This window comes from Bradyrhizobium sp. JR4.1 (genome assembly GCF_040548605.1).
GTDB lineage: Bacteria > Pseudomonadota > Alphaproteobacteria > Rhizobiales > Xanthobacteraceae > Bradyrhizobium > Bradyrhizobium canariense.
In genome coordinates this window covers 913,411-933,306 of the sequence record NZ_JBEPRY010000001.1, presented here as the reverse complement: position 1 = coordinate 933,306, position 19,896 = coordinate 913,411, and the positions used below count along the sequence as shown (strand labels likewise).

The following is a 19,896-nucleotide window of genomic DNA, read 5'->3' as shown; positions in this document are numbered from 1 at the left end:
GTCTCCTAGGCCGCGGCGCGGATCAGGGTGAGGGCGGCTGAGGGATCGAGCCGGCCATCGTAAAGCGCGCGACCGGCGATCGCGCCGGCGAGCTTTTTCGCGCGCGGCGTCAGCATCGCCTTGACGTCCTCGATCGAGGCGAGGCCGCCGGAGGCGATCACGGGAATCGAAATCGCATCCGCCAGCGCAATGGTCGCATCGAGATTCAGGCCCTTGAGCAGGCCGTCGCGCGCGATGTCGGTGAAGATGATGGCGGCGACGCCGGCATCCTCGAACCGTTGCGCGATCTCCAGCACCGTCACCTGCGAGGTCTCGGCCCAGCCTTCGACCGCGACCTTGCCGTCACGTGCGTCGAGCCCGACCGCGACGCGGCCGGGGAATTTTTTTGCAGCCGCCTTCACCAATTCGGGGTCGCGCACCGCGGCGGTGCCGATGATGACACGGGTGACGCCCTTTTCGAGCCAGGCTTCCACGGTCGCGAGATCGCGAATGCCGCCACCGAGCTGCACCGGAATCGTGATCGTCTTCAGCATCGTCTCGACCGCCTGCGCATTCACGGGCTTGCCGGCAAACGCGCCGTCGAGATCGACGACGTGGAGATACTCAAAGCCCTGCGCGACGAAGCTCTCGGCCTGCGCGGCGGGATTGAGGTTGAACACGGTCGCGCGCGCCATGTCGCCCTGTTCGAGGCGCACGCATTGGCCGTTCTTGAGGTCGATCGCAGGAAAGAGAATCATGATTGAGCCAGGATTTTTCTGCGCGCACGGTGCGCTCCCTCCCCCCTTGTGGGGGAGGGCTGGGGAGAGGGGTAAGCCACGGGCACCACCGTTGCGGCTACCCCCCTCCCGAATGCTTCGCATTCGACCTCCCCCACAAGGGGGGAGGTAACAAGAGCAGCGGCCATCACGGTTTCCATCGCAAGAAGTTCGAGATCAGGGCCAGACCAAAGCGCTGGCTCTTCTCGGGGTGAAACTGCGTCCCGATCGCCGTGTCCTTGCCGACGATCGCGGTGACGGGCCCGCCGTAATCGGCGCGCGCAAGCACGTCCGCCTCGTTGGCGGCTTTGAGGTGGTAGGAGTGCACGAAATAGGCGTGCTGGCCCTTGGGGCCGAGCGGCAGCCCGTCCAGCACCGGATGCTCGCGCAGCACATCGAGCGTATTCCAACCCATGTGCGGGATCTTGAGGCTCTCGTCGCGCGGCGTGATCTTCTCGACGTCGCCGCCGATCCAGTTCAGGCCTTGCGTGATCACGTGCTCTTTGCCGCGGGTGGCGAACAGCTGCATGCCGACGCAGATGCCGAACATCGGCCGCGCCTTGACGCGCACCGCCTCGGTGATCGCCTCGACCATGCCGTTGACGGCATCGAGCCCACGCCGGCAATCGGCGAAGGCGCCGACGCCCGGCAGCACCAGGCGGTCGGCGCCGTAGGCCTGGTCCGGATCGCTGGTGACGAACACCTTTTGCGGATTGTCCATGCTGCGCGCGGCGCGCTCGAACGCCTTGGCGGCCGAATGCAGATTGCCGGAACCGTAATCGATGATGGCGACGCTCATCTTGACCCTCCCGGTTCTGGAAACAAACCAATGATGCCACCGGCCGGCATCGGCGGCGGGTTGGAGAATTGCTGACCCGGCACGTTGCGGGTCGGCGGCGGGCCGCCGCGATCGACGGCCCATTGATCGTTGACGATGCCGCGCTGCTTTTGGCTCCAGCGCTCGAAGAAACGGCGCTCGGCGGTGTCCTCGTCGTCGGAAATCACAACGTCGAGCTGCCGCCATTTGCCGCGCGACAGCGTCCAGCGGCGCAGGCTCGAGGCCTCGAATCCCATCAGCAGCGCGACGATGATGTCGGCGAAGAAGATCGACGAACGGCCGACGCCGAGGCTGGACAGCCCGACGTTGAACGCGGCAACGAAGATCACCCAACCGATCAGCGCCAGCCACAGCCGATTCCACAGCAGCCAGAGCGGGCCGAAGATCATCGCCCAGAAATGGAAGCCGTCGCGCACGAAGACGAACTTGTCGGTCGCGCGCAGATCCGCTCCGGCAGGGGAGGGAGCATGAACTGTGTAGACGGACATGGCGATGCCCCGTTCCCAAGAATTCAGTGATACCGCAAACGGCGCGTGCCGCGGGCCGAAAGATGTCAGCCGCCGAGCGAGCCCTTGGTGGACGGGATTTCGCCCACCGCCTTCGGATCGATCGCGACGGCGGTGCGCAGCGCCCGTGCCAGACCCTTGAAGCAGGACTCGGCGATATGGTGGCTGTTATCGCCATATAGGGTCTCGACGTGAAGAGTCACGCCGGCGTTCATGGCAAAGGCCTGGAACCACTCGCGCACCAGCTCGGTGTCGAACTCGCCGATCTTGTCGCGAGGGAAGTCGGCCTTGAACACCAGGAAAGGGCGGCCCGAGATGTCGATGACCACGCGTGACAGCGTCTCGTCCATGGGCATGTGCACGCCAGCATAGCGGGTGATGCCCGCCATGTTGCCGAGCGCCTGCTTAATGGCCTGGCCGAGCGCGATGCCGGTGTCTTCGGTGGTATGGTGATGATCAATGTGCAAATCGCCGACCGCCTTGACCGTGAGGTCGATGCGGGAATGGCGGGCGAGGAGATCGAGCATATGGTCGAAAAAGCCGATGCCGGTCGCGATATTGGACACGCCGGTGCCATCGAGGTTCACGGTGACCTCGATGTCGGTTTCCTTGGTCTTGCGCTTGATCGTCGCGGTGCGCATCAAAACTAGCTTTCATCCTCGTTCGGGGCCGAAAACGCCGGTCTTTTAACAGCCAAATGACGCCTTCGCTACTGCGGGAACGGCTGGCCGGGCCTCTACTTCTGCCTATGGTGAGCGAAATTGGTCCCGGGGCGGCCCGTTGTGCCCCCGCTCCCGACCGCCTAAATCAGCCCGGACAATGAGGATCATTCATGCAGGACTCCCCAAACAGCTCGCCGGGCTGGCACGGCACCACGATTTTGACGGTCCGCAAGGGCGGCACGGTGGTGGTCGGCGGCGACGGCCAGGTCTCGATCGGCCAGACCGTGATCAAGCACAACGCCAGGAAGGTCCGGAAACTCGGCAAGGGCGACGTCATCGGCGGCTTTGCCGGCGCAACGGCCGACGCCTTCACGCTGTTCGAGCGCTTGGAAGCCAAACTCGAGCAATATCCGGGGCAATTGACCCGGGCCGCCGTCGAGCTCGCCAAGGACTGGCGCACCGACCGTTATTTGCGACGGCTGGAGGCCATGATGATCGTTGCCGACAAGGACGTCTCCCTGGTGCTGACAGGCACCGGCGACGTGCTGGAGCCCGAAGCCGGCGTCATGGCGATCGGCTCGGGCGGGAATTACGCGCTGGCGGCGGCCCGCGCCCTGCTCGACACCGACAAGGACGCCGAGACCATCGTCCGCCGCTCCCTCGATATCGCCGCCGACATCTGCGTCTACACCAACCGCAATGTCACCGTCGAAGCGCTGTCCGCCGGGTAGGGCCTATCTGTGGCTGGACAATGTAGCTCCGGACTGGCTGCAACCTCACCCGCTTGCGGGAGAGGTCGCGCCGAAGGCGCGGGTGAGGGCTCTGTCCTCTTGGGGGCTGTCCCATTGCGGACGCACCCTCTCCCCAACCCTCTCCCGTAGACGGGAGAGGGAGCGCAGCACCGCTAGATGACCCTCGCCTACACCTTCCGCCCGATGACCGCGGCCGATCTGCCGTTGATCCGGCGATGGCTCCGCGAGGTACATGTGCGGGAATGGTGGGGCGATCCGGACGAGCAGTTCGCGCTCGTGAGCGGCGATCTTGATGAGCCGGCAATGGACCAGTTCATCGTGTTGGCCGGCGACAAGCCGTTCGGCTATCTTCAATGCTACCGCCTGACAGCCTGGAATACGGGTCTTGGGCCGCAACCGGAGGCCACCCGTGGCATCGACCAGTTCATCGGCGAAAGTGACATGATCGGGCGCGGGCACGGTTCGACATTCATCCGCCAGTTCGCCGAGGAGCAGTTGCGGCAAGGGCTGCCCCGCATCGTCACTGATCCTGATCCGCTCAACGCGCGCGCCGTGCGTGCCTATGAGAAGGCCGGCTTTGTCCCCGACCGCATGGTCGAGACGCCCGACGGAGCGGCGCTGCTGATGGTGCGCGAGCCATGACGCTGGCAACCACGCATGAGAGCAGGGCCGCGTTTCCACCGCTCGCCTGGGTCGGCATCGCGCTGCTGCTGCTGGCGACGCAGGCCTCGATCCTGCTCGCGATGGGACGGGTGCCGATCTGCACCTGCGGTTACGTCAAGCTGTGGCATGGCGTGGTGAGCAGCTCGGAAAATTCGCAGCACATCGCCGACTGGTACAGTTTCTCGCACATCCTGCACGGCTTCCTGTTCTATGGACTGACCTGGCTGCTGTTCGCGCGGCTGCCGTTCGTGTCGCTGTCCTGGCCCGCGCGCCTGATCGTCGCGATGCTGATCGAGGGTGCCTGGGAGATCGTCGAGAACTCGCCGTTCATCATCGAACGCTACCGCGCCGGCACGATCTCGCTGGATTATTTCGGCGACAGCATCGTCAATTCGGTTTCTGACAATTTGTCCATGATGCTGGGCTTCCTCGCCGCGCGCCTGCTGCCTGTATCGGTGACCGTCCTGCTCGGGCTCGCCTTTGAAATCATGCTGGCGCTGCATATTCGCGACAATCTGACGCTCAATATCCTGATGCTGATCCACCCGGTCGAGGCCGTGAAACAATGGCAATCGGGTCCGCCGATCATCTGATGGCAAAAAAGCGGCTTGTCCCGTCCCGCATCTGATCCTAGCTAAGGTCCCATGACAGACTTCTCCCCCCGCGAAATCGTTTCCGAACTCGACCGTTTCATCGTCGGCCAGGCCGATGCCAAGCGCGCCGTCTCGATCGCGCTGCGCAACCGCTGGCGGCGGCAGCAGCTCGAAGGCTCCTTGCGCGAAGAAGTGCTGCCGAAGAACATCCTGATGATCGGCCCGACCGGCGTCGGCAAGACCGAGATCGCGCGGCGGCTCGCCAAGCTCGCCAACGCGCCGTTCCTGAAGGTCGAGGCGACGAAATTCACCGAGGTCGGCTATGTCGGGCGCGACGTCGAGCAGATCGTGCGCGATCTCGTCGAGGTCGCGATCGCCCAGGTCCGCGAGCGCAAGCGCAAAGACGTGCAGGCACGTGCGCAGCTCGCCGCCGAGGAGCGCGTGCTCGATGCGCTGGTCGGCGCCAATTCCAGCGCGGCGACGCGGGACTCCTTCCGCAAGAAGCTGCGCGCGGGCGAGCTCAACGACAAGGAGATCGAGATCGAGACGCAAGGCGGCGGCAGCGGCTTTCCGATGTTCGAGATCCCGGGCATGCCTGGCGCGCAGATGGGCGCGGTTTCGATCGGCGACATCTTCGGCAAGCTCGGCGGACGCAGCAAGACGCGGCGGCTGACGGTGGAGAGCTCGCACGAGATCCTCATCAACGAGGAATCCGACAAGCTGCTCGACAGCGATCAGTTGACGATGGAGGCGATCAGCGCGGTCGAGAACAACGGCATCGTGTTCCTGGACGAGATCGACAAGATCTGCGCCCGCGAAGGCCGCGCCGGCGGCGACGTCTCGCGCGAGGGCGTGCAGCGCGACCTGCTGCCGCTGATCGAGGGCACCACGGTCTCGACCAAGCACGGCGCGGTGAAGACCGACCACATCCTGTTCATTGCCTCCGGCGCCTTCCATGTCGCCAAGCCGTCCGACCTGTTGCCGGAATTGCAGGGCCGCCTGCCGATCCGCGTCGAGTTGCAGGCGTTGACCCGTGACGACATGCGCCGCATCCTGACCGAGCCCGAGGCCTCGCTGATCAAGCAATATGTTGCGTTGATGCAGACCGAGGGCGTCACGCTCGACATCACCGACAACGCCATCGACGCACTTGCGGACGTCGCGGTCGCCGTGAATTCCACCGTCGAGAACATCGGCGCGCGGCGGCTGCAGACCGTGATGGAGCGGGTGCTGGACGAGATCTCCTTCACCGCCCCCGACCGCAGCGGTGAGACCGTCAGGGTCGACGCCGATTTCGTCCAGAAGCACGTCGGCGACCTCGCCAAGAACGCGGATTTGAGCCGGTTCATTTTGTAATTCCGGGCGGCCGCGCTATGGATGCGGCGTGACCGCACGCATCCTGCAAAACCCCTGGCGCGTCCTGCTCGCGATCAACGCGGCGGTCATCGTCGGCGTCTTCGTTCACAAGATCCAGCTGCCGCCTTACGTCCCCTACATCCACCTCCTCGTCGACTATCATTTCGGCTTCATCAAGCGCGCGCTGATCGGGGCGATCGTCGCGCTGTTCACCGACAAGGTGCCGGTATGGCTGGTGTTCGCGCTCGGCGGCGCGACATGGCTGGTGACGCTGGGACTGTACGCAAGACTATTTCAGAAGACGTTCGGCTTCACCACGAAGACATTGCCGCTGTTCGTCTTCATCGCGGGCTCGCCGTTCTTCCTCAAGAACTTCATGCACACGCTCGGCCATTTCGACATCTATGGCTGCGCGCTGGCGATCATCCTGCTGCTGGTGCCGGCCGGCTCGCTGCTGTTCGTGGCGCTGGCTGCGCTGTTCTCGATCGTTCTCGTCCTGATCCACCACATCCATCTCCTGATGTATGTGCCGACGATCATCACCATCGTCGTGATCAGGCACTATCTGACGCAGGGCTGCGATCGCACCAATGTCGCGTTCGGCGTCGTTGCCCTGCTTGCCGTCTCCACGCTGTTCTTCGCCGCGCAGTTTTGGGGAACGATGCCGATCGCGGAGGCGGATTTCGTTGCCTACCTGAAGAGCCGGATGGCCGATCCGTCGCGGACCGATATGTTGCAGTTTGCCTACATCTGGTATCAGCCGCTGACGAAGGAGATTTCCGACACCTGGGGCCGCCTGCCCCACAACATCCTTGGCGTGCCCGTGTTCTTGCTGCTGATCTGGCTGCACATACCGCTGTGGCGTTATTTTGCAAACCTTATCGGCGCGCTGGCAAACGACACGCATCGCCGTCTTGTGATCGCGGCGCTTGCCGGCGTCAGCCTCGCCTGCCTCGTGATGTTCGCGATGGTGTTCGACTATTCGCGCTGGATCTCGAACTGGGCGGTCTGCATGTTCCTGATCCTGCACGCGGTGAAGATGCTGCCCGCCGCACGCGAGACGCCGCTGATTCGGGCGGAGGATCAGAAGACGAATATCTTCGGCCTGATCCTTACGCTGATCCCGCGCGTCGGAATCGTCCGGCCGTTTTAGACGGTGAAGCTCGATCTTCGTCTTATCTCAGCGCTTGCGCTCGGGTCCGCAGACCGTGCCCTGCTCGACCATCGCGTCGATCTCGGACCTGGAGTAGCCGAACTCGCCCAGCACCTCGGCGGCGTGCTGGCTGAATTTCGGCGGCAGGCGACGTAGGCTCGGCTTGCTGCGATCGAGCCGGATCGGGGATGCCACGCCCTTGTACCAATCCTTCTCGATGATATCGCCGCGCGCGATCGTGTGCGGGTTGGTCAACGCTTGGTCGATCCTCTGCACGGGGCCTGCGGGCAGGCCCGCAGCGAGCAGGCGATTGCACAGCGGCTCGGCCTCGTGCTGGCTGAACACGGCGGCGAGCTCGGCCCGCAGCGCCTCGCGATTGGCGATGCGGTCCTTGTTGCGCGCAAAGCGCGGATCGGTGCCGAGCTCGGGCTTGCCGATCTCCTTGGCGAGCTTGCGGAAGGTGCCGTCATTACCGACGCCGATGAAGATGTTGTCGGTCTTGGTCGGGAAGATCGCATAGGGCACGAGGTTGGGATGCTCGTTGCCGGTGAGCGCCGGCGGCTTGCCATGCATGAAATAATTCGCGGTGTGCGGATGCATGATGGCAAGGCCGGTCTCGTACAGCGTGGTCTCCAGGAACTGGCCCTGGCCCGAGCGCTGCCGCTCCGACAACGCCATCAAGATGCCGATCGCCGCATAGAGGCCGGTGCCGATGTCGACCAGCGGCACGCCGATCCGCATCGGCCCGCTCTCGGGCGAGCCGGTCGCCGCGATCATGCCGGTCATGGCCTGGATGATGGCGTCATAGCCGGGATTGCCGCCGCGGGGACCGTCGGCGCCGAAGCCGCAGATCCGGCAATGCACGAGGCGCGGAAATTTTTCGCGCAGCACCTCGTTGCCGATGCCCCATTTCTCCAGCGTGCCCGGCTTGAAATTCTCGATCAGGACGTCGGCGCTCTCCAGCATCTTGAGCAGCACGGTCCGGCCGCCCTCGGAGGCGAGATCGAGACCGATCGAGCGCTTGTTGCGGTTGATGCCGATGAAATAGGCTGCGTCTTCGTCGTGGAAGGGAGGGCCCCAGTCGCGCACCTCGTCGCCTGCGGGCGGCTCGACCTTGATCACGTCGGCGCCATGGTCGGCGAGGATCTGGGTGCAATAGGGCCCGCCGAGCACGCGCGTGAGATCGATGACGCGCAGGCCGCTCATTGCGCCCGTGGCGGCTCCAGAACTGGCGGCTTCAGTCATGCCTTCGCGTCCCCTGTGTCGATGTGATCACAGGCCTAACGAGGTTCGTCCGAGCCGGCAATGGCTTCCCGCGTAGGGCGTCATGCAGGCGGTCGCCGCAATCCCGCGGGATGGCAAATCAAGGGAAGCGGCTGGCCTGAGAGGGATCCCGGGTCAGCCGCTTCACCGAACCGATCAGACGACCGTCAGGCGAACGTCGACATTGCCGCGCGTCGCGTTGGAATACGGGCACACCTGGTGCGCCTTCTCGACCAGCGCCTCGGCTTCCGCGCGGGCGAGGCCCGGCAACGAGACGGCAAGGTCGATGTCGAGACCGAAGCCGCCGGCCGCGCGCGGGCCGATGCCGACGGTCGAGGTCACGGAGGCGTCGGCCGGAACCTTGGGGCCGCCCTGCGAAGACACGAACTTCATCGCGCCGATGAAGCAGGCGGCATAGCCCGCCGCAAACAGCTGCTCGGGATTGTTGCCCGCGCCGCCTCCGCCGCCGAGCTCCTTCGGCGTGGTGAGCTTGACGTCGAGCGCGCCGTCGAGGGTCGCAGCATGGCCGTCGCGGCCGCCGGTGGCCTTTGCGCTGGTCTTGTAGAGGACGTTCACTGACATTTTCGTCTCCCTGTGTGTTCGGGTGGGGTGCGATCCTTATTGCAAACAATTAGATTGCGCGCAATTGAAATTATGGCGCCTCACATTTAATTGTTCGCAATTGAATGTGGCGACGGCCGGCCCCAGAATGGAAGCAAGTCCTGTGAGATTCTCCATGCCCCGGAAACATTCGGCAGCGGACGCGCCGCTGCGCCTCGACAACCAGATCTGCTTCGCGGTCTATTCGGCCGCGCACGCCTTCAACCGCGTCTACAAGCCGCTGCTGGACCGGCTCGGCCTGACCTATCCGCAATATCTGGTGATGCTGGTACTGTGGGAGCGCGACGACGTGCCGGTCAAGGACATCGGCGAAAAGCTGCACCTGGATTCGGGCACGCTGACGCCGCTGCTCAAGCGGCTGGAGGCGGCCCACCTTGTCAAGCGCACGCGCTCGAGCGAAGACGAACGTCAGGTGCTGATCGCGTTGACGCCGCAGGGCCAGGCCCTGAAGGACAAGGCGCGCGCCGTGCCGCAATCGATCCTGGCGGCGTCGGACTGCTCGGTCTCGGAACTGGTCGCGATGAAGGATGAAATCGTGGCGTTGCGCGATCGGTTGAACGCGGTGATCGGGGAGTAGGGGAAGAGGTGCGCTCTTAGGACAGCCGCTTCTTTGTGAAGGCCCGGCCGGAGTGAGACTTCAGGTACGCTTCAAAAGCGAGCGCTTTGTACTTGTCACGGAAGGCGCAGTACCAGATCAGCTTCCAAGGCTTGAACTTGGCGGTGTGGGTGGATTTGCCAGCATTGTGCTCTGGAATCCGGCGCTTCAGATTTTCCGTGGCCCCAACGTATTCCTGCTCGGGAAATTCGATGCTGCGGAGGATGTAGACGTACCACATTGACGATTATCGCCTGGGCAGCCGCTGCGTGGGAATCTCACCAGTCCGTCTTCGCCCTTCGGGCTTCGCCGGACACCACGCTTCGCCCTTCGGGCTTCGCCGGACACCACGCTTCGCCCTTCGGGCTGTGCGCGGCTGCGCCACGCGTAGCCCGAAGGGCGAAGCGTGGTGGAGCCAGGCGGGATCGAACCGCCGACCTCTTGCATGCCATGCAAGCGCTCTCCCAGCTGAGCTATGGCCCCTTAACCGTCCGACGCGCCTTGGGCGACGCGTCGGGAAAGACCCAGAACCACAGTTCTGGAATTATCTCAAGTCTCTTCGTCACCGCCGACATCACCAATGATGTCGGTGACGTCCTCATCGCCCTCTTCGTCGTCGGCGATAAAGGTCGAATCATCGTCGTCATCGTCCTCGATGGTCTCATCGACTTCGATGTCGTCCTCGGATTCGGGCACGACGGCCTTGACCTTGCCGGTGTTCTCCTCGGCATCGGCCTCCTCGAGCGAGACCTCCTCGACCTCCGCCGGCTCCGGCGTGGCGTCGGCGGCAGCGGCTGCGTGGCGGGCTTCGGCGCCGCGGGGCGCGCGCGCCGGCGCGATGGGCGCGATCGGCACGACTTCTCCGGTATAGGGCGAGATCACCGGATTCTTGTTGAGGTCATAGAACTTTTTGCCCGTGGTCGGGCAAATACGTTTAGTTCCGAGTTCGGACTTGGCCACGGCAGAGGAATCCTGGAAATGTCTGAAAAGCGGTGCTTCACTTGGCTAGTTGGCGGCCCGCTGTCAATAGCGCATTACGGGAGAACGACATGCCCGTGACGGCGGGGAGACCGTGTGGTACCTGCCCCGCGAGTCCCGCAGGGACGTTTCGGGCCTATCCAAGGACACAAACTTGACCGATTCCGACAAGCCGACGCCGCTCCAGTCGCGCGCCAGCGGTCCCCTGACCGGGAAAGTACGGGTGCCCGGAGACAAGTCGATCTCCCACCGTGCCCTCATCCTCGGCGCGCTCGCGGTCGGAGAGACACGGATTTCGGGCCTCCTGGAGGGCGAGGACGTCCTTAACACCGCCAAATCCATGCAGGCGCTTGGCGCCAGGGTCGAGCGCACCGGAGATTTCGCCTGGAAAGTCGACGGCGTGGGTGTCGCAGGCTTCGCGGAGCCCAAAGCGCCGCTGGATTTCGGCAACTCCGGCACCGGCTGCCGGCTCGTCATGGGCGCCGTCGCCGGCTGCCCGATCTCTGCGATTTTCGACGGCGATGCCTCGCTGCGCACCCGGCCCATGCGCCGGATTCTGGACCCGCTGGAAAAGATGGGCGCGAAGGTCGTCGCCGGCGGCGAGGGCGGCCGTCTGCCGTTGACGGTCCAGGGTGCGCGCGATCCGCTGCCGATCACCTACAAGACCCCGGTCGCCTCGGCGCAGATCAAATCCGCCGTGCTGCTCGCGGGCCTGGCCGCGCCCGGCATCACCACGGTCATCGAGACCGAGGCCAGCCGCGACCACACCGAGCTGATGCTCAAGCATTTCGGCGCCGAGATCACCTCGGTGCGGGAAGGTCAGCACGGCCGCCGTATCACGCTCGTGGGGCAGCCGGAGTTACATGGCGCCAATGTCGTCGTGCCCGCCGATCCCTCATCGGCGGCGTTCCCCATCGTTGCCGCGCTGATCGTCGAAGGTTCCGAAATCGTTCTGTCCGACGTCATGACCAATCCGCTGCGCACCGGTCTTTTCACCACGCTGCGCGAAATGGGTGCCTCGATTGAGGAAAGTGAAGTTCGCAGCGACGCCGGCGAGCCGATGGCGAAGCTGCGCGTACGCGCCTCGAAATTGCGCGGTGTCGAGGTGCCGCCGGAGCGCGCACCGTCGATGATCGACGAATATCTGGTGCTGGCGGTGGCGGCCGCCTTCGCCGAGGGCACGACCATCATGCGCGGCCTCCAGGAGCTGCGCGTCAAGGAATCCGACCGTCTTGAAGCCACCGCCGCCATGCTCCGCGTCAACGGCGTCAAGGTCGAGGTCTCCGGCGACGATTTGATCGTCGAAGGCCGCGGCCACGTTCCCGGCGGCGGCGTTGTGGCCACCCACATGGACCATCGCATCGCGATGTCCGCGCTGGTGATGGGCTGCGCGTCCGACCAGCCGGTGACCGTCGACGACACCGCCTTCATTGCCACCAGTTTTCCGGATTTCATTCCGATGATGCGTTCGCTTGGGGCCGATTTTTCATGATCATCGCCATCGACGGGCCCGCGGCGTCGGGCAAGGGCACGCTCGGCAAGCGCCTCGCCCACCATTACGGCTACCGTCATCTTGATACCGGCGTGATCTATCGCGCGGTGGCCTATTCCCTGATGCAGTCCGGTCATGATCTCCGGGACGAGGCGGCGGCGGTCGCTGCGGCGCTGGAACTCGATCCCGAGAAGTTCGGCAATCCCGCCCTGAAGACCCAGAAGGCCGGCGAGGGCGCCTCCATCGTCTCGGCGATCCCAAGGGTGCGCGAAGCCCTGATCAGTTTTCAGCGGCAATTCGCCGCCGATCCGCCGGGCGCCGTGCTCGATGGGCGGGATATTGGAACCGTGATCTGCCCCCATGCCGACGTGAAGATCTTCGTCGTCGCCGACCCCAAAGTCCGCGCCCGCCGCCGGACCATGGAGGCCAAGGCGAGGGGTGAGGAGGCCGATGAGGCCGCCGTACTCGCCGACATCATCCAGCGCGACGAACGCGACAAGAACCGGGCGATCGCGCCCCTGAAGCCGGCCGCGGATGCTTACTTGCTAGATAACTCCCAACTGGATATAGAAGGCGGCGTCCGGGCCGCCATCGACATTATCGAGGCCGTCCGAGCGGGCCGGTCGCGGGGTTAAGCCGCTGCCGTCATTGGAGGAAGCGCCCGCTCCCGCTCTTTGAGGTCGATACTCTCGGTCCCTGCTTGGGGCCGACGCGATCCAGGCTCCGGACAAAAGATTTCCACGTATCGTACGCGCGGGCCTCAGCCGGCCCGCTTCCGCTGTTCCGCCCTCCAGGTCGGAGCAGCGAGCGGTCGCTCGAAGGTTCTGCGGACCTTCCGACACTGCGCGTACGATGCGCCCAAGAACCCAACGGCCGGCATGACATCCGCAACTGGAGAACAAATGGCTTCGACTTCTGCTGATACCTATAGCCCGTCGCGCGACGATTTCGCCGCGATGCTCGACGAGTCCTTCGCAGGCGGCAACCTGCAGGAAAGCTCAGTCATCAAGGGCAAGGTTGTTGCAATCGAAAAGGACATGGCCGTCATCGACGTCGGCCTGAAGACCGAGGGCCGCGTTGCCCTCCGCGAATTTTCCGGCCCCGGCCGTGACAGCGAGCTCAAGGTCGGCGACGAGGTGGAAGTGTTCCTCGACCGGATCGAGAACGCCCTCGGCGAAGCCGTGCTGTCGCGCGACAAGGCGCGCCGCGAAGAGAGCTGGGGCAAGCTCGAGAAGGCCTTCCAGAACAACGAGAAGGTCAACGGCGTCATCTTCAACCAGGTCAAGGGCGGCTTCACCGTCGACCTCGACGGTGCCGTGGCCTTCCTGCCGCGTTCGCAGGTCGACATCCGTCCGATCCGCGACGTTGCGCCGCTGATGAACAACTCGCAGCCGTTCCAGATCCTCAAGATGGACCGCCGCCGCGGCAACATCGTCGTGTCCCGCCGCACGGTTCTCGAAGAGACCCGCGCCGAGCAGCGCCAGGAGCTGGTGCAGAACCTCGAAGAGGGTCAGGTCATCGACGGCGTGGTCAAGAACATCACCGATTACGGTGCGTTCGTTGATCTCGGCGGCATCGACGGTCTGCTGCACGTCACCGATATCGCGTGGCGCCGCGTCAACCATCCGACCGAGGTGCTCTCGATCGGCCAGACCGTGAAGGTCAAGATCATCAAGATCAACCACGAGACGCACCGCATCTCGCTGGGCATGAAGCAGCTGTTGGACGATCCGTGGCAGGGCATCGAAGCCAAGTACCCGCTGGGTGCCCGCTTCACCGGTCGCGTCACCAACATCACCGACTACGGCGCGTTCGTCGAGCTCGAGCCGGGCATCGAAGGCCTGATCCACGTCTCCGAGATGTCGTGGACCAAGAAGAACATGCACCCCGGCAAGATCGTTTCGACCTCGCAGGAAGTCGAAGTGCAGGTGCTCGAAGTCGATTCCGTCAAGCGCCGCATCTCGCTCGGCCTCAAGCAGACCATGCGCAACCCGTGGGAGGTCTTCGTCGAAGGTCACCCGACCGGTTCGACGGTCGAGGGCGAAGTCAAGAACAAGACCGAGTTCGGTCTGTTCCTGGGCCTCGAGGGCGACGTCGACGGCATGGTCCATCTCTCCGACCTCGACTGGAAGCAGCCGGGCGAGCAGGTGATCGACAACTACAAGAAGGGCGACATGGTGAAGGCCGTGGTGCTCGATGTGGACGTCGAGAAGGAGCGCATCTCGCTTGGCATCAAGCAGCTCGAAGGCGACCCCTTCGCCGAGCCGGGCGATGTCAAGAAGGGCGCTGTCGTGACCTGCGAAGTGATCGACGTGAAGGAGAGCGGCATCGAGGTGAAGATCACCGGTACCGACTTCACCACGTTCGTGAAGCGCTCGGAGCTCGCCCGTGACCGCAACGATCAGCGCGCCGAACGCTTTGCCGTCGGCGAGAAGGTCGATGCCCGCGTGATCCAGTTCGACAAGAAGGCCCGCAAGGTCCAGGTGTCGATCAAGGCCCTCGAAGTCGCCGAAGAGAAGGAAGCCATCGCGCAGTACGGCTCCTCCGATTCGGGGGCGACGCTCGGCGACATCCTCGGCACCGCGCTCAAGAACCGCGACACCAAGTAAGCGAAACGCAGGTTTCGCTGCATCAAAGCCCCGGCGCAAGCCGGGGCTTTTTTGTTGTTGAGGTCGTAGCCCGGATGGAGCGAAGCGCAATCCGGGAAAGCCTCTCCGTGAGGCGAGAACCCCGGATTACGTTTGCGCTCCATCCGGGCTACGCCGCTACCGGCCTTGTTTTCTTCTAATTGCGCCGCAATTGATGTATCCAGATAAGCCAATGGTCACGCTGCGACGGCACAACGCGCCCGGCCTTTCATCTGGAGATACTGAGATGTCGCTCGATTCGGACATCATCGTCGATCGCCGCAGGATCCGCCGCAAGCTGACGTTCTGGCGCGTCTTGGCCGCGCTGATCGCGATCGCGGCGATCGCTGGCTTCGCACTGGTCGCGACGCCGGGTGCGCGCGGCACGTTCGCGTCCGCCGGCTCGATCGCGCGGGTCCAGATCGACGGCCTGATCCGCAGCGATTCCGATCGCACGCAGGCGCTCGAGCGGCTGGAGAATTCGCAGGCTGCTGCCGTCATCGTCCACATCAACTCGCCGGGCGGCACCACCGCCGGCTCCGAGCAGCTCTACGATTCCCTTGTGAGTCTGAAGGCGAAGAAGCCTCTCGTCGTGGTCGTCGAAGGCCTCGCCGCCTCCGGCGGCTACATCACCGCGATCGCCAGCGATCACATCATCGCCCAGCAGAGCTCGCTGGTCGGCTCGATCGGCGTGCTGTTCCAGTTTCCGAACGTCTCGGAGCTGTTGAAGACCGTCGGCGTCAAGGTCGAGGAGGTAAAGTCCACGCCGCTGAAGGCCGCGCCCAACGGTTTTGAGCCAACCAGCCCCGAGGCACGGGCGGCGCTCGATGCGCTGGTGAAGGATTCCTATGCCTGGTTCAAGGGATTGGTGAAGGACCGGCGTGGCATGGATGACACGCAGCTCGAGAAAGTGGTTGATGGCCGTGTCTTCACCGGACGCCAGGCGATCGACCTCAAGCTGATCGACCAGATTGGCGACGAGAAGACTGCCGTGACCTGGCTGGTCGAGCAGAAGGGCGTCAAGAAGGGACTCTCCGTGCGCGATTACAAGCTGCAGCCGCGCTTCAGCGATCTGCCGTTCCTCAAGACGGCGGCCGCAGTGACGCTGGAAGCACTGGGTTTAGGCTCGATTGCGCATCAAATCGGACAAACCGGCGTCGCACAGGCGGTCGATCGGCTCGGAATGGATGGAATGCTCGCCTTGTGGCAGCCGGCGGCGTCGAACTGACGGAACCGGGCGAGCCCCGGAGGTTTTTCCCGTTCGGCGCGTGCAGGGCCAGCCTGCTTTTTTGGCATTTGTCACGTATTTTCACGACGCTCAACCTTCATTTAGCGTCTTGACAGATCACGGTATTTTCACGGAAATGGTCGTCCGCACGCTCCCGGGTCCTATCTCTCGATGATCAAATCCGAACTTGTTCAGCGTATCGCCGAGCACAACCCGCATCTGTACCAGCGGGATGTCGAGAACATTGTGAATGCGATTCTCGAAGAGATCGTAGCGGCTCTCGCGCGCGGTGACCGCGTCGAGTTGCGCGGCTTCGGTGCCTTCTCGGTCAAGCATCGCCCTGCACGCGCAGGGCGCAATCCGCGCACCGGCGCCCATGTGCCTGTCGATCAGAAGAGCGTTCCGTTCTTCAAGACCGGCAAGGAAATGCGCGAACGGCTGAATCGCGACCATCCGGATCCAGGCGCGCCAGACTGAGGTCCACCTCAGGGTTTCCGGCGGTCGCCACCGATGCGGCCGCAACTTTGATTCAAGGCGAGCGAGCCGAGATGCGAAAATTCCTGACCGCGCTGGTCGTGATTCCGCTGGGCCTGATCCTGATGATCTTTGCCGTCGCCAACCGGCATTTCGTCACGGTCTCGTTCGATCCCTTCGTGTCCAACGACCCGTCATTCTCGGTCACGCTGCCGCTGTTCCTGCTCCTGATCGTGGTGGCCGCGCTCGGGGTTCTCGCGGGCGGTTGTGCCGTCTGGTTCGGCCAGCGGCACTGGCGGCGTGCGGCGCGCCGGCATGACGCGGATGCCCGGGCCGCGCGAGGCGAGCTGGCAGATCTGCGGGCCCAGGCGGCCGCAGCAAGGCCCGAGTCCCAGCGCCTCCCCGTTCCCTCCGGGGTGGGGCTTTACGGGCCCGTCGGGCGAGACAAGCAGCGCGCGACGTTGTAGAAGCGGCCGCGACCGAAAAGCCCGTTTTCCGGCCGCGGACCTGCGGCCTCCATTTGCTTTGAGCCCATATCCGTCGAGAACATGTCCCTGCTCGTCAAAATCTGCGGCCTGTCCACGCCCGAGACGCTCGAAACGGCGCTCGAGGCGGGTGCCGACATGGTGGGCTTTGTGTTCTTCCCGCCGTCCCCGCGGCATTTGTCGCTGGAAGCCGGCCGGGGGCTCGGCCGGCAGGTGAAGCGGCGCGCGCTCAAGGTCGCCCTCACCGTCGATGCCGACGACGCCACGCTCGACAACATCATGGACGCGCTGTCGCCGGACATTTTCCAGCTTCATGGCACGGAAAGCGTGGCCCGGCTGCGCGACATCAAGCAGCGGTTCGGTCGCCCGGTGATGAAGGTCGTGCCGGTCGCAACGTCAGCCGATCTCGCCGTGCTGCCCGGCTACGCAGAGGTGGCCGAACGCATCCTGTTCGATGCGCGCGCGCCGAAGGACGCGACGCGGCCGGGCGGCCTCGGTGCACCGTTCGATTGGCATCTGCTCGGAAACCTGGAGCTGAACGTGCCGTATATGGTTTCGGGCGGGCTAGATGCAGGGAACGTCGCCGAAGCCGTTCGCGTCACCCGCGCCGGTGGTGTGGACGTCTCCTCCGGTGTCGAGAGCGCCCCGGGCGTGAAGGATCCCGGGATGATCAAGGCCTTCATTCGCGCCGCGCGCGCAAGCCAAGATGCAAATCAAGAGTTGAGCGTCCGATGAATGTTGTAAAACCCAATTCCTATCGCAGCGGCCCCGACGAGCGCGGCCATTTCGGCATATTCGGCGGACGCTTCGTTGCCGAAACCCTGATGCCGCTGATCCTCGATCTGGAGAAAGCCTACACCGATGCCAAGGCCGATCCGGCCTTCCAGATCGAGATGAACGGCTATCTCAAGAATTACGTCGGCCGGCCCTCGCCGCTTTATTTTGCCGAGCGTCTGACCGAACATCTCGGCGGCGCCAAAATCTATCTCAAGCGCGAAGAGCTCAACCACACCGGCTCGCACAAGGTGAACAACGTGCTCGGCCAGATCATGCTGGCGCGGCGGATGGGCAAGAAGCGCATCATCGCCGAGACCGGTGCCGGCCAGCACGGTGTCGCCACCGCGACGCTGTGCGCGCGCTTCGGCCTGGAATGTATCGTCTATATGGGCGCCGTCGACGTCGAGCGGCAGCAGCCCAACGTCATCCGCATGGAGATGCTGGGCGCAACGGTGGTCCCGGTGCAGTCGGGCACGCGCACGCTGAAGGACGCCATGAACGAGGCGCTGCGCGATTGGGTCACCAACGTGCACAACACGTTCTACTGCATCGGCACGGTCGCAGGGCCCCATCCCTATCCGACGCTGGTGCGCGACTTCCAGTCGATCATCGGCAATGAGACCAAGGTGCAGATGCAGGAGATCGAAGGCCGCCTGCCGGATTCGCTGGTCGCCTGCATCGGCGGCGGCTCCAACGCGATGGGCCTGTTTCATCCGTTCCTTGACGATTCCTCGGTCGAGATCTTCGGCGTCGAAGCTGCGGGCCACGGGCTGACGCAACTGCATGCGGCATCGATCGCGGGCGGCCGTCCCGGCGTGCTGCACGGCAACCGCACCTATCTCCTGATGGACGCGGACGGCCAGATCCAGGACGCGCATTCGATCTCCGCCGGCCTCGACTATCCCGGCATCGGCCCCGAGCACTCCTGGCTGCACGAGATCGGCCGCGTGAACTATCTCTCCGCGACCGACGACGAGGCGCTCGCAGCGTTCCAGCTGCTGTCAAAGCTGGAAGGCATCATCCCCGCGCTCGAACCGGCACATGCCATCGCCAAGGTGATGGAGCTCGCGCCGAAGCGGACAAAAGATCACCTGATGGTCGTCAACCTCTCCGGCCGCGGCGACAAGGACGTCCCGCAGGTCGGCGACATCCTGAGGGGCAAGCGCAAGTGACCACGCGTATCGACACCCGTTTCGCAGAGCTGAAGAAAGCCGGCCGCTCGGCCTTCGTCACCTTCGTGATGGCCGGCGATCCCGATCCGGCGACCTCGCTCGAGATCATCAAGGCGCTGCCGAAAGCGGGCGCCGACGTGATCGAACTCGGCATGCCCTTCACCGATCCGATGGCCGACGGTCCCTCGATCCAGGCGGCAGGCCTGCGCGCGCTCAAGGCCGGCATGACGCTGAAGAAGACGCTCGATCTCGTGCGCGGCTTCCGCAAGGACGACAACACGACGCCGATCGTGCTGATGGGCTACTACAACCCGATCTACATCTACGGCGTCGACAAATTCCTGGTCGATGCGAAAGCCGCCGGCATCGACGGCCTCATCATCGTCGATTTGCCGCCGGAGGAGGACGACGAGCTCTGCCTGCCCGCGATGAAGGCCGGCCTCAATTTCATCCGCCTGGCGACGCCGACTACCGACGACAAGCGCCTGCCGGTCGTGCTCGCCAATACCTCGGGCTTTGTCTATTACGTCGCGATTACCGGCATCACCGGCGCGGCGGCTGCAGATGCCTCCGCCGTCGGCGAGGCCGTTATCCGCATCAAGCGGCACACCGAGCTGCCGGTCTGCGTCGGATTCGGTATCCGCACGCCGGAGAATGCCCGCGCAATCGCCTCGCATGCCAATGGCGCCGTGGTCGGTACCGCGCTGGTCGATGCGCTCAAGAACAGCCTCGATGCGGACGGGCGCGCCACCGGCAAGACCGTCAACGCCGTCGCTGAGCTGACGGCGGCACTCGCGCAGGGCGTCAAAGGCGCGCAACAGGCGGCGGAATAGGCCACAATTCCGCTGCCAAGTCCGGCGAGCAAGTCCGACGAGCAAGGCCGACGATATGGCGGCTTGCCGGGCC

The 19,896-nt window shown here is 64.4% G+C and carries 23 protein-coding genes and 1 tRNA gene; 15 read left to right on the top strand and 9 right to left on the bottom strand.

The features are described from left to right. Nucleotides 1-5: 5 nt before the first annotated feature. The 4 genes from hisA to hisB all read right to left on the bottom strand — a co-directional run bounded on the left by hisA (nucleotide 6) and on the right by hisB (nucleotide 2,740). A complete protein-coding gene (gene hisA / locus ABIB90_RS04460) occupies nucleotides 6-737 on the bottom strand; it encodes a 1-(5-phosphoribosyl)-5-[(5-phosphoribosylamino)methylideneamino]imidazole-4-carboxamide isomerase (RefSeq protein WP_354200291.1) in 732 nt (243 codons plus the stop codon). A 166-nt stretch (nucleotides 738-903) separates the two neighbouring features. Next, entirely contained in the window at nucleotides 904-1,554 is a 651-nt protein-coding gene (hisH, locus tag ABIB90_RS04455; RefSeq protein ID WP_007598439.1) for an imidazole glycerol phosphate synthase subunit HisH, read from the bottom strand. After that, a complete protein-coding gene (locus tag ABIB90_RS04450) occupies nucleotides 1,551-2,081 on the bottom strand; it encodes a DUF2628 domain-containing protein (protein WP_007598438.1) in 531 nt (176 codons plus the stop codon). The genes hisH and ABIB90_RS04450 overlap by 4 nt, the downstream gene beginning before the upstream one ends. 65 nt (nucleotides 2,082-2,146) lie before the next feature. After that, nucleotides 2,147-2,740: an imidazoleglycerol-phosphate dehydratase HisB gene (gene hisB, locus ABIB90_RS04445; RefSeq protein ID WP_007598437.1), complete on the bottom strand. Its 594-nt coding sequence runs from the start codon at nucleotides 2,738-2,740 to the stop codon at nucleotides 2,147-2,149. A gap of 191 nt (nucleotides 2,741-2,931) precedes the next feature. Between hisB and hslV the strand changes: the two genes are divergently transcribed. The 5 genes from hslV to ABIB90_RS04420 all read left to right on the top strand — a co-directional run bounded on the left by hslV (nucleotide 2,932) and on the right by ABIB90_RS04420 (nucleotide 7,278). Further along, nucleotides 2,932-3,492, top strand: coding sequence for an ATP-dependent protease subunit HslV (hslV, locus tag ABIB90_RS04440; protein WP_007598435.1), 561 nt, complete (start codon nucleotides 2,932-2,934; stop codon nucleotides 3,490-3,492). A 177-nt stretch (nucleotides 3,493-3,669) separates the two neighbouring features. Continuing rightward, nucleotides 3,670-4,155, top strand: coding sequence for a GNAT family N-acetyltransferase (locus ABIB90_RS04435; RefSeq protein WP_354200290.1), 486 nt, complete (start codon nucleotides 3,670-3,672; stop codon nucleotides 4,153-4,155). After that, nucleotides 4,152-4,769, top strand: coding sequence for a DUF2585 domain-containing protein (locus ABIB90_RS04430; protein WP_219678799.1), 618 nt, complete (start codon nucleotides 4,152-4,154; stop codon nucleotides 4,767-4,769). The genes ABIB90_RS04435 and ABIB90_RS04430 overlap by 4 nt, the downstream gene beginning before the upstream one ends. A gap of 51 nt (nucleotides 4,770-4,820) precedes the next feature. Then, entirely contained in the window at nucleotides 4,821-6,125 is a 1,305-nt protein-coding gene (gene hslU, locus ABIB90_RS04425; protein WP_007598430.1) for an ATP-dependent protease ATPase subunit HslU, read from the top strand. Nucleotides 6,126-6,153: 28 nt separating this feature from the next. After that, complete coding sequence (locus ABIB90_RS04420; protein ID WP_007598428.1) at nucleotides 6,154-7,278, top strand: hypothetical protein; 1,125 nt, start codon at nucleotides 6,154-6,156, stop codon at nucleotides 7,276-7,278. Between the two features lie 27 nt (nucleotides 7,279-7,305). Here the strand turns inward: ABIB90_RS04420 and ABIB90_RS04415 are convergent, their stop codons facing one another. Next, nucleotides 7,306-8,523, bottom strand: coding sequence for a CaiB/BaiF CoA transferase family protein (locus ABIB90_RS04415; RefSeq protein ID WP_007598426.1), 1,218 nt, complete (start codon nucleotides 8,521-8,523; stop codon nucleotides 7,306-7,308). Nucleotides 8,524-8,697: 174 nt separating this feature from the next. Further along, nucleotides 8,698-9,123 carry an organic hydroperoxide resistance protein gene (locus ABIB90_RS04410; protein ID WP_007598424.1) on the bottom strand — a complete coding sequence of 142 codons (426 nt, stop codon included), beginning with the start codon at nucleotides 9,121-9,123 and terminating at the stop codon, nucleotides 8,698-8,700. 154 nt (nucleotides 9,124-9,277) lie between these two features. Between ABIB90_RS04410 and ABIB90_RS04405 the strand changes: the two genes are divergently transcribed. Further along, nucleotides 9,278-9,739 (top strand): MarR family winged helix-turn-helix transcriptional regulator, encoded by a 462-nt coding sequence (locus ABIB90_RS04405; protein WP_007598419.1) that lies wholly within the window; start codon nucleotides 9,278-9,280, stop codon nucleotides 9,737-9,739. A 16-nt stretch (nucleotides 9,740-9,755) separates the two neighbouring features. On the opposite strand, the gene ABIB90_RS04400 is transcribed toward ABIB90_RS04405, so the two are convergent. The 3 genes from ABIB90_RS04400 to ABIB90_RS04390 all read right to left on the bottom strand — a co-directional run bounded on the left by ABIB90_RS04400 (nucleotide 9,756) and on the right by ABIB90_RS04390 (nucleotide 10,717). Beyond that, the gene (locus tag ABIB90_RS04400) at nucleotides 9,756-9,998 is read right to left on the bottom strand and encodes a GIY-YIG nuclease family protein (RefSeq protein WP_354200289.1); all 243 of its coding nucleotides are present in this window, start codon (nucleotides 9,996-9,998) and stop codon (nucleotides 9,756-9,758) included. Between the two features lie 166 nt (nucleotides 9,999-10,164). Further along, nucleotides 10,165-10,240, bottom strand: a tRNA-Ala gene (locus ABIB90_RS04395). Nucleotides 10,241-10,306: 66 nt separating this feature from the next. Further along, nucleotides 10,307-10,717, bottom strand: coding sequence for a TIGR02300 family protein (locus tag ABIB90_RS04390; protein WP_007598417.1), 411 nt, complete (start codon nucleotides 10,715-10,717; stop codon nucleotides 10,307-10,309). A gap of 172 nt (nucleotides 10,718-10,889) precedes the next feature. Between ABIB90_RS04390 and aroA the strand changes: the two genes are divergently transcribed. The 9 genes from aroA (at nucleotide 10,890) to trpA (ending at nucleotide 19,823) form a co-directional block, all read left to right on the top strand. Beyond that, nucleotides 10,890-12,227, top strand: coding sequence for a 3-phosphoshikimate 1-carboxyvinyltransferase (gene aroA, locus ABIB90_RS04385; RefSeq protein WP_035993851.1), 1,338 nt, complete (start codon nucleotides 10,890-10,892; stop codon nucleotides 12,225-12,227). Further along, nucleotides 12,224-12,862, top strand: coding sequence for a (d)CMP kinase (cmk, locus tag ABIB90_RS04380; RefSeq protein ID WP_007598415.1), 639 nt, complete (start codon nucleotides 12,224-12,226; stop codon nucleotides 12,860-12,862). The genes aroA and cmk overlap by 4 nt, the downstream gene beginning before the upstream one ends. 267 nt (nucleotides 12,863-13,129) lie before the next feature. Further along, nucleotides 13,130-14,836 carry a 30S ribosomal protein S1 gene (gene rpsA / locus ABIB90_RS04375; protein ID WP_007598413.1) on the top strand — a complete coding sequence of 569 codons (1,707 nt, stop codon included), beginning with the start codon at nucleotides 13,130-13,132 and terminating at the stop codon, nucleotides 14,834-14,836. Between the two features lie 265 nt (nucleotides 14,837-15,101). Then, nucleotides 15,102-16,082 (top strand): signal peptide peptidase SppA, encoded by a 981-nt coding sequence (gene sppA / locus ABIB90_RS04370; protein ID WP_007598412.1) that lies wholly within the window; start codon nucleotides 15,102-15,104, stop codon nucleotides 16,080-16,082. A gap of 171 nt (nucleotides 16,083-16,253) precedes the next feature. Further along, nucleotides 16,254-16,559 (top strand): integration host factor subunit beta, encoded by a 306-nt coding sequence (locus ABIB90_RS04365; RefSeq protein ID WP_007598410.1) that lies wholly within the window; start codon nucleotides 16,254-16,256, stop codon nucleotides 16,557-16,559. A 71-nt stretch (nucleotides 16,560-16,630) separates the two neighbouring features. Continuing rightward, on the top strand, nucleotides 16,631-17,023 hold the full coding sequence (locus tag ABIB90_RS04360; protein WP_007598407.1) for a lipopolysaccharide assembly protein LapA domain-containing protein: 393 nt from the start codon (nucleotides 16,631-16,633) through the stop codon (nucleotides 17,021-17,023). Nucleotides 17,024-17,104: 81 nt separating this feature from the next. Continuing rightward, nucleotides 17,105-17,776: a phosphoribosylanthranilate isomerase gene (locus ABIB90_RS04355; RefSeq protein ID WP_219678801.1), complete on the top strand. Its 672-nt coding sequence runs from the start codon at nucleotides 17,105-17,107 to the stop codon at nucleotides 17,774-17,776. Further along, nucleotides 17,773-18,990, top strand: coding sequence for a tryptophan synthase subunit beta (gene trpB / locus ABIB90_RS04350; protein ID WP_354200288.1), 1,218 nt, complete (start codon nucleotides 17,773-17,775; stop codon nucleotides 18,988-18,990). The genes ABIB90_RS04355 and trpB overlap by 4 nt, the downstream gene beginning before the upstream one ends. After that, nucleotides 18,987-19,823: a tryptophan synthase subunit alpha gene (gene trpA, locus ABIB90_RS04345; protein ID WP_354200287.1), complete on the top strand. Its 837-nt coding sequence runs from the start codon at nucleotides 18,987-18,989 to the stop codon at nucleotides 19,821-19,823. Before trpB ends, trpA begins: the two co-directional genes overlap by 4 nt. The last annotated feature ends 73 nt before the right edge of the window (nucleotides 19,824-19,896 follow it).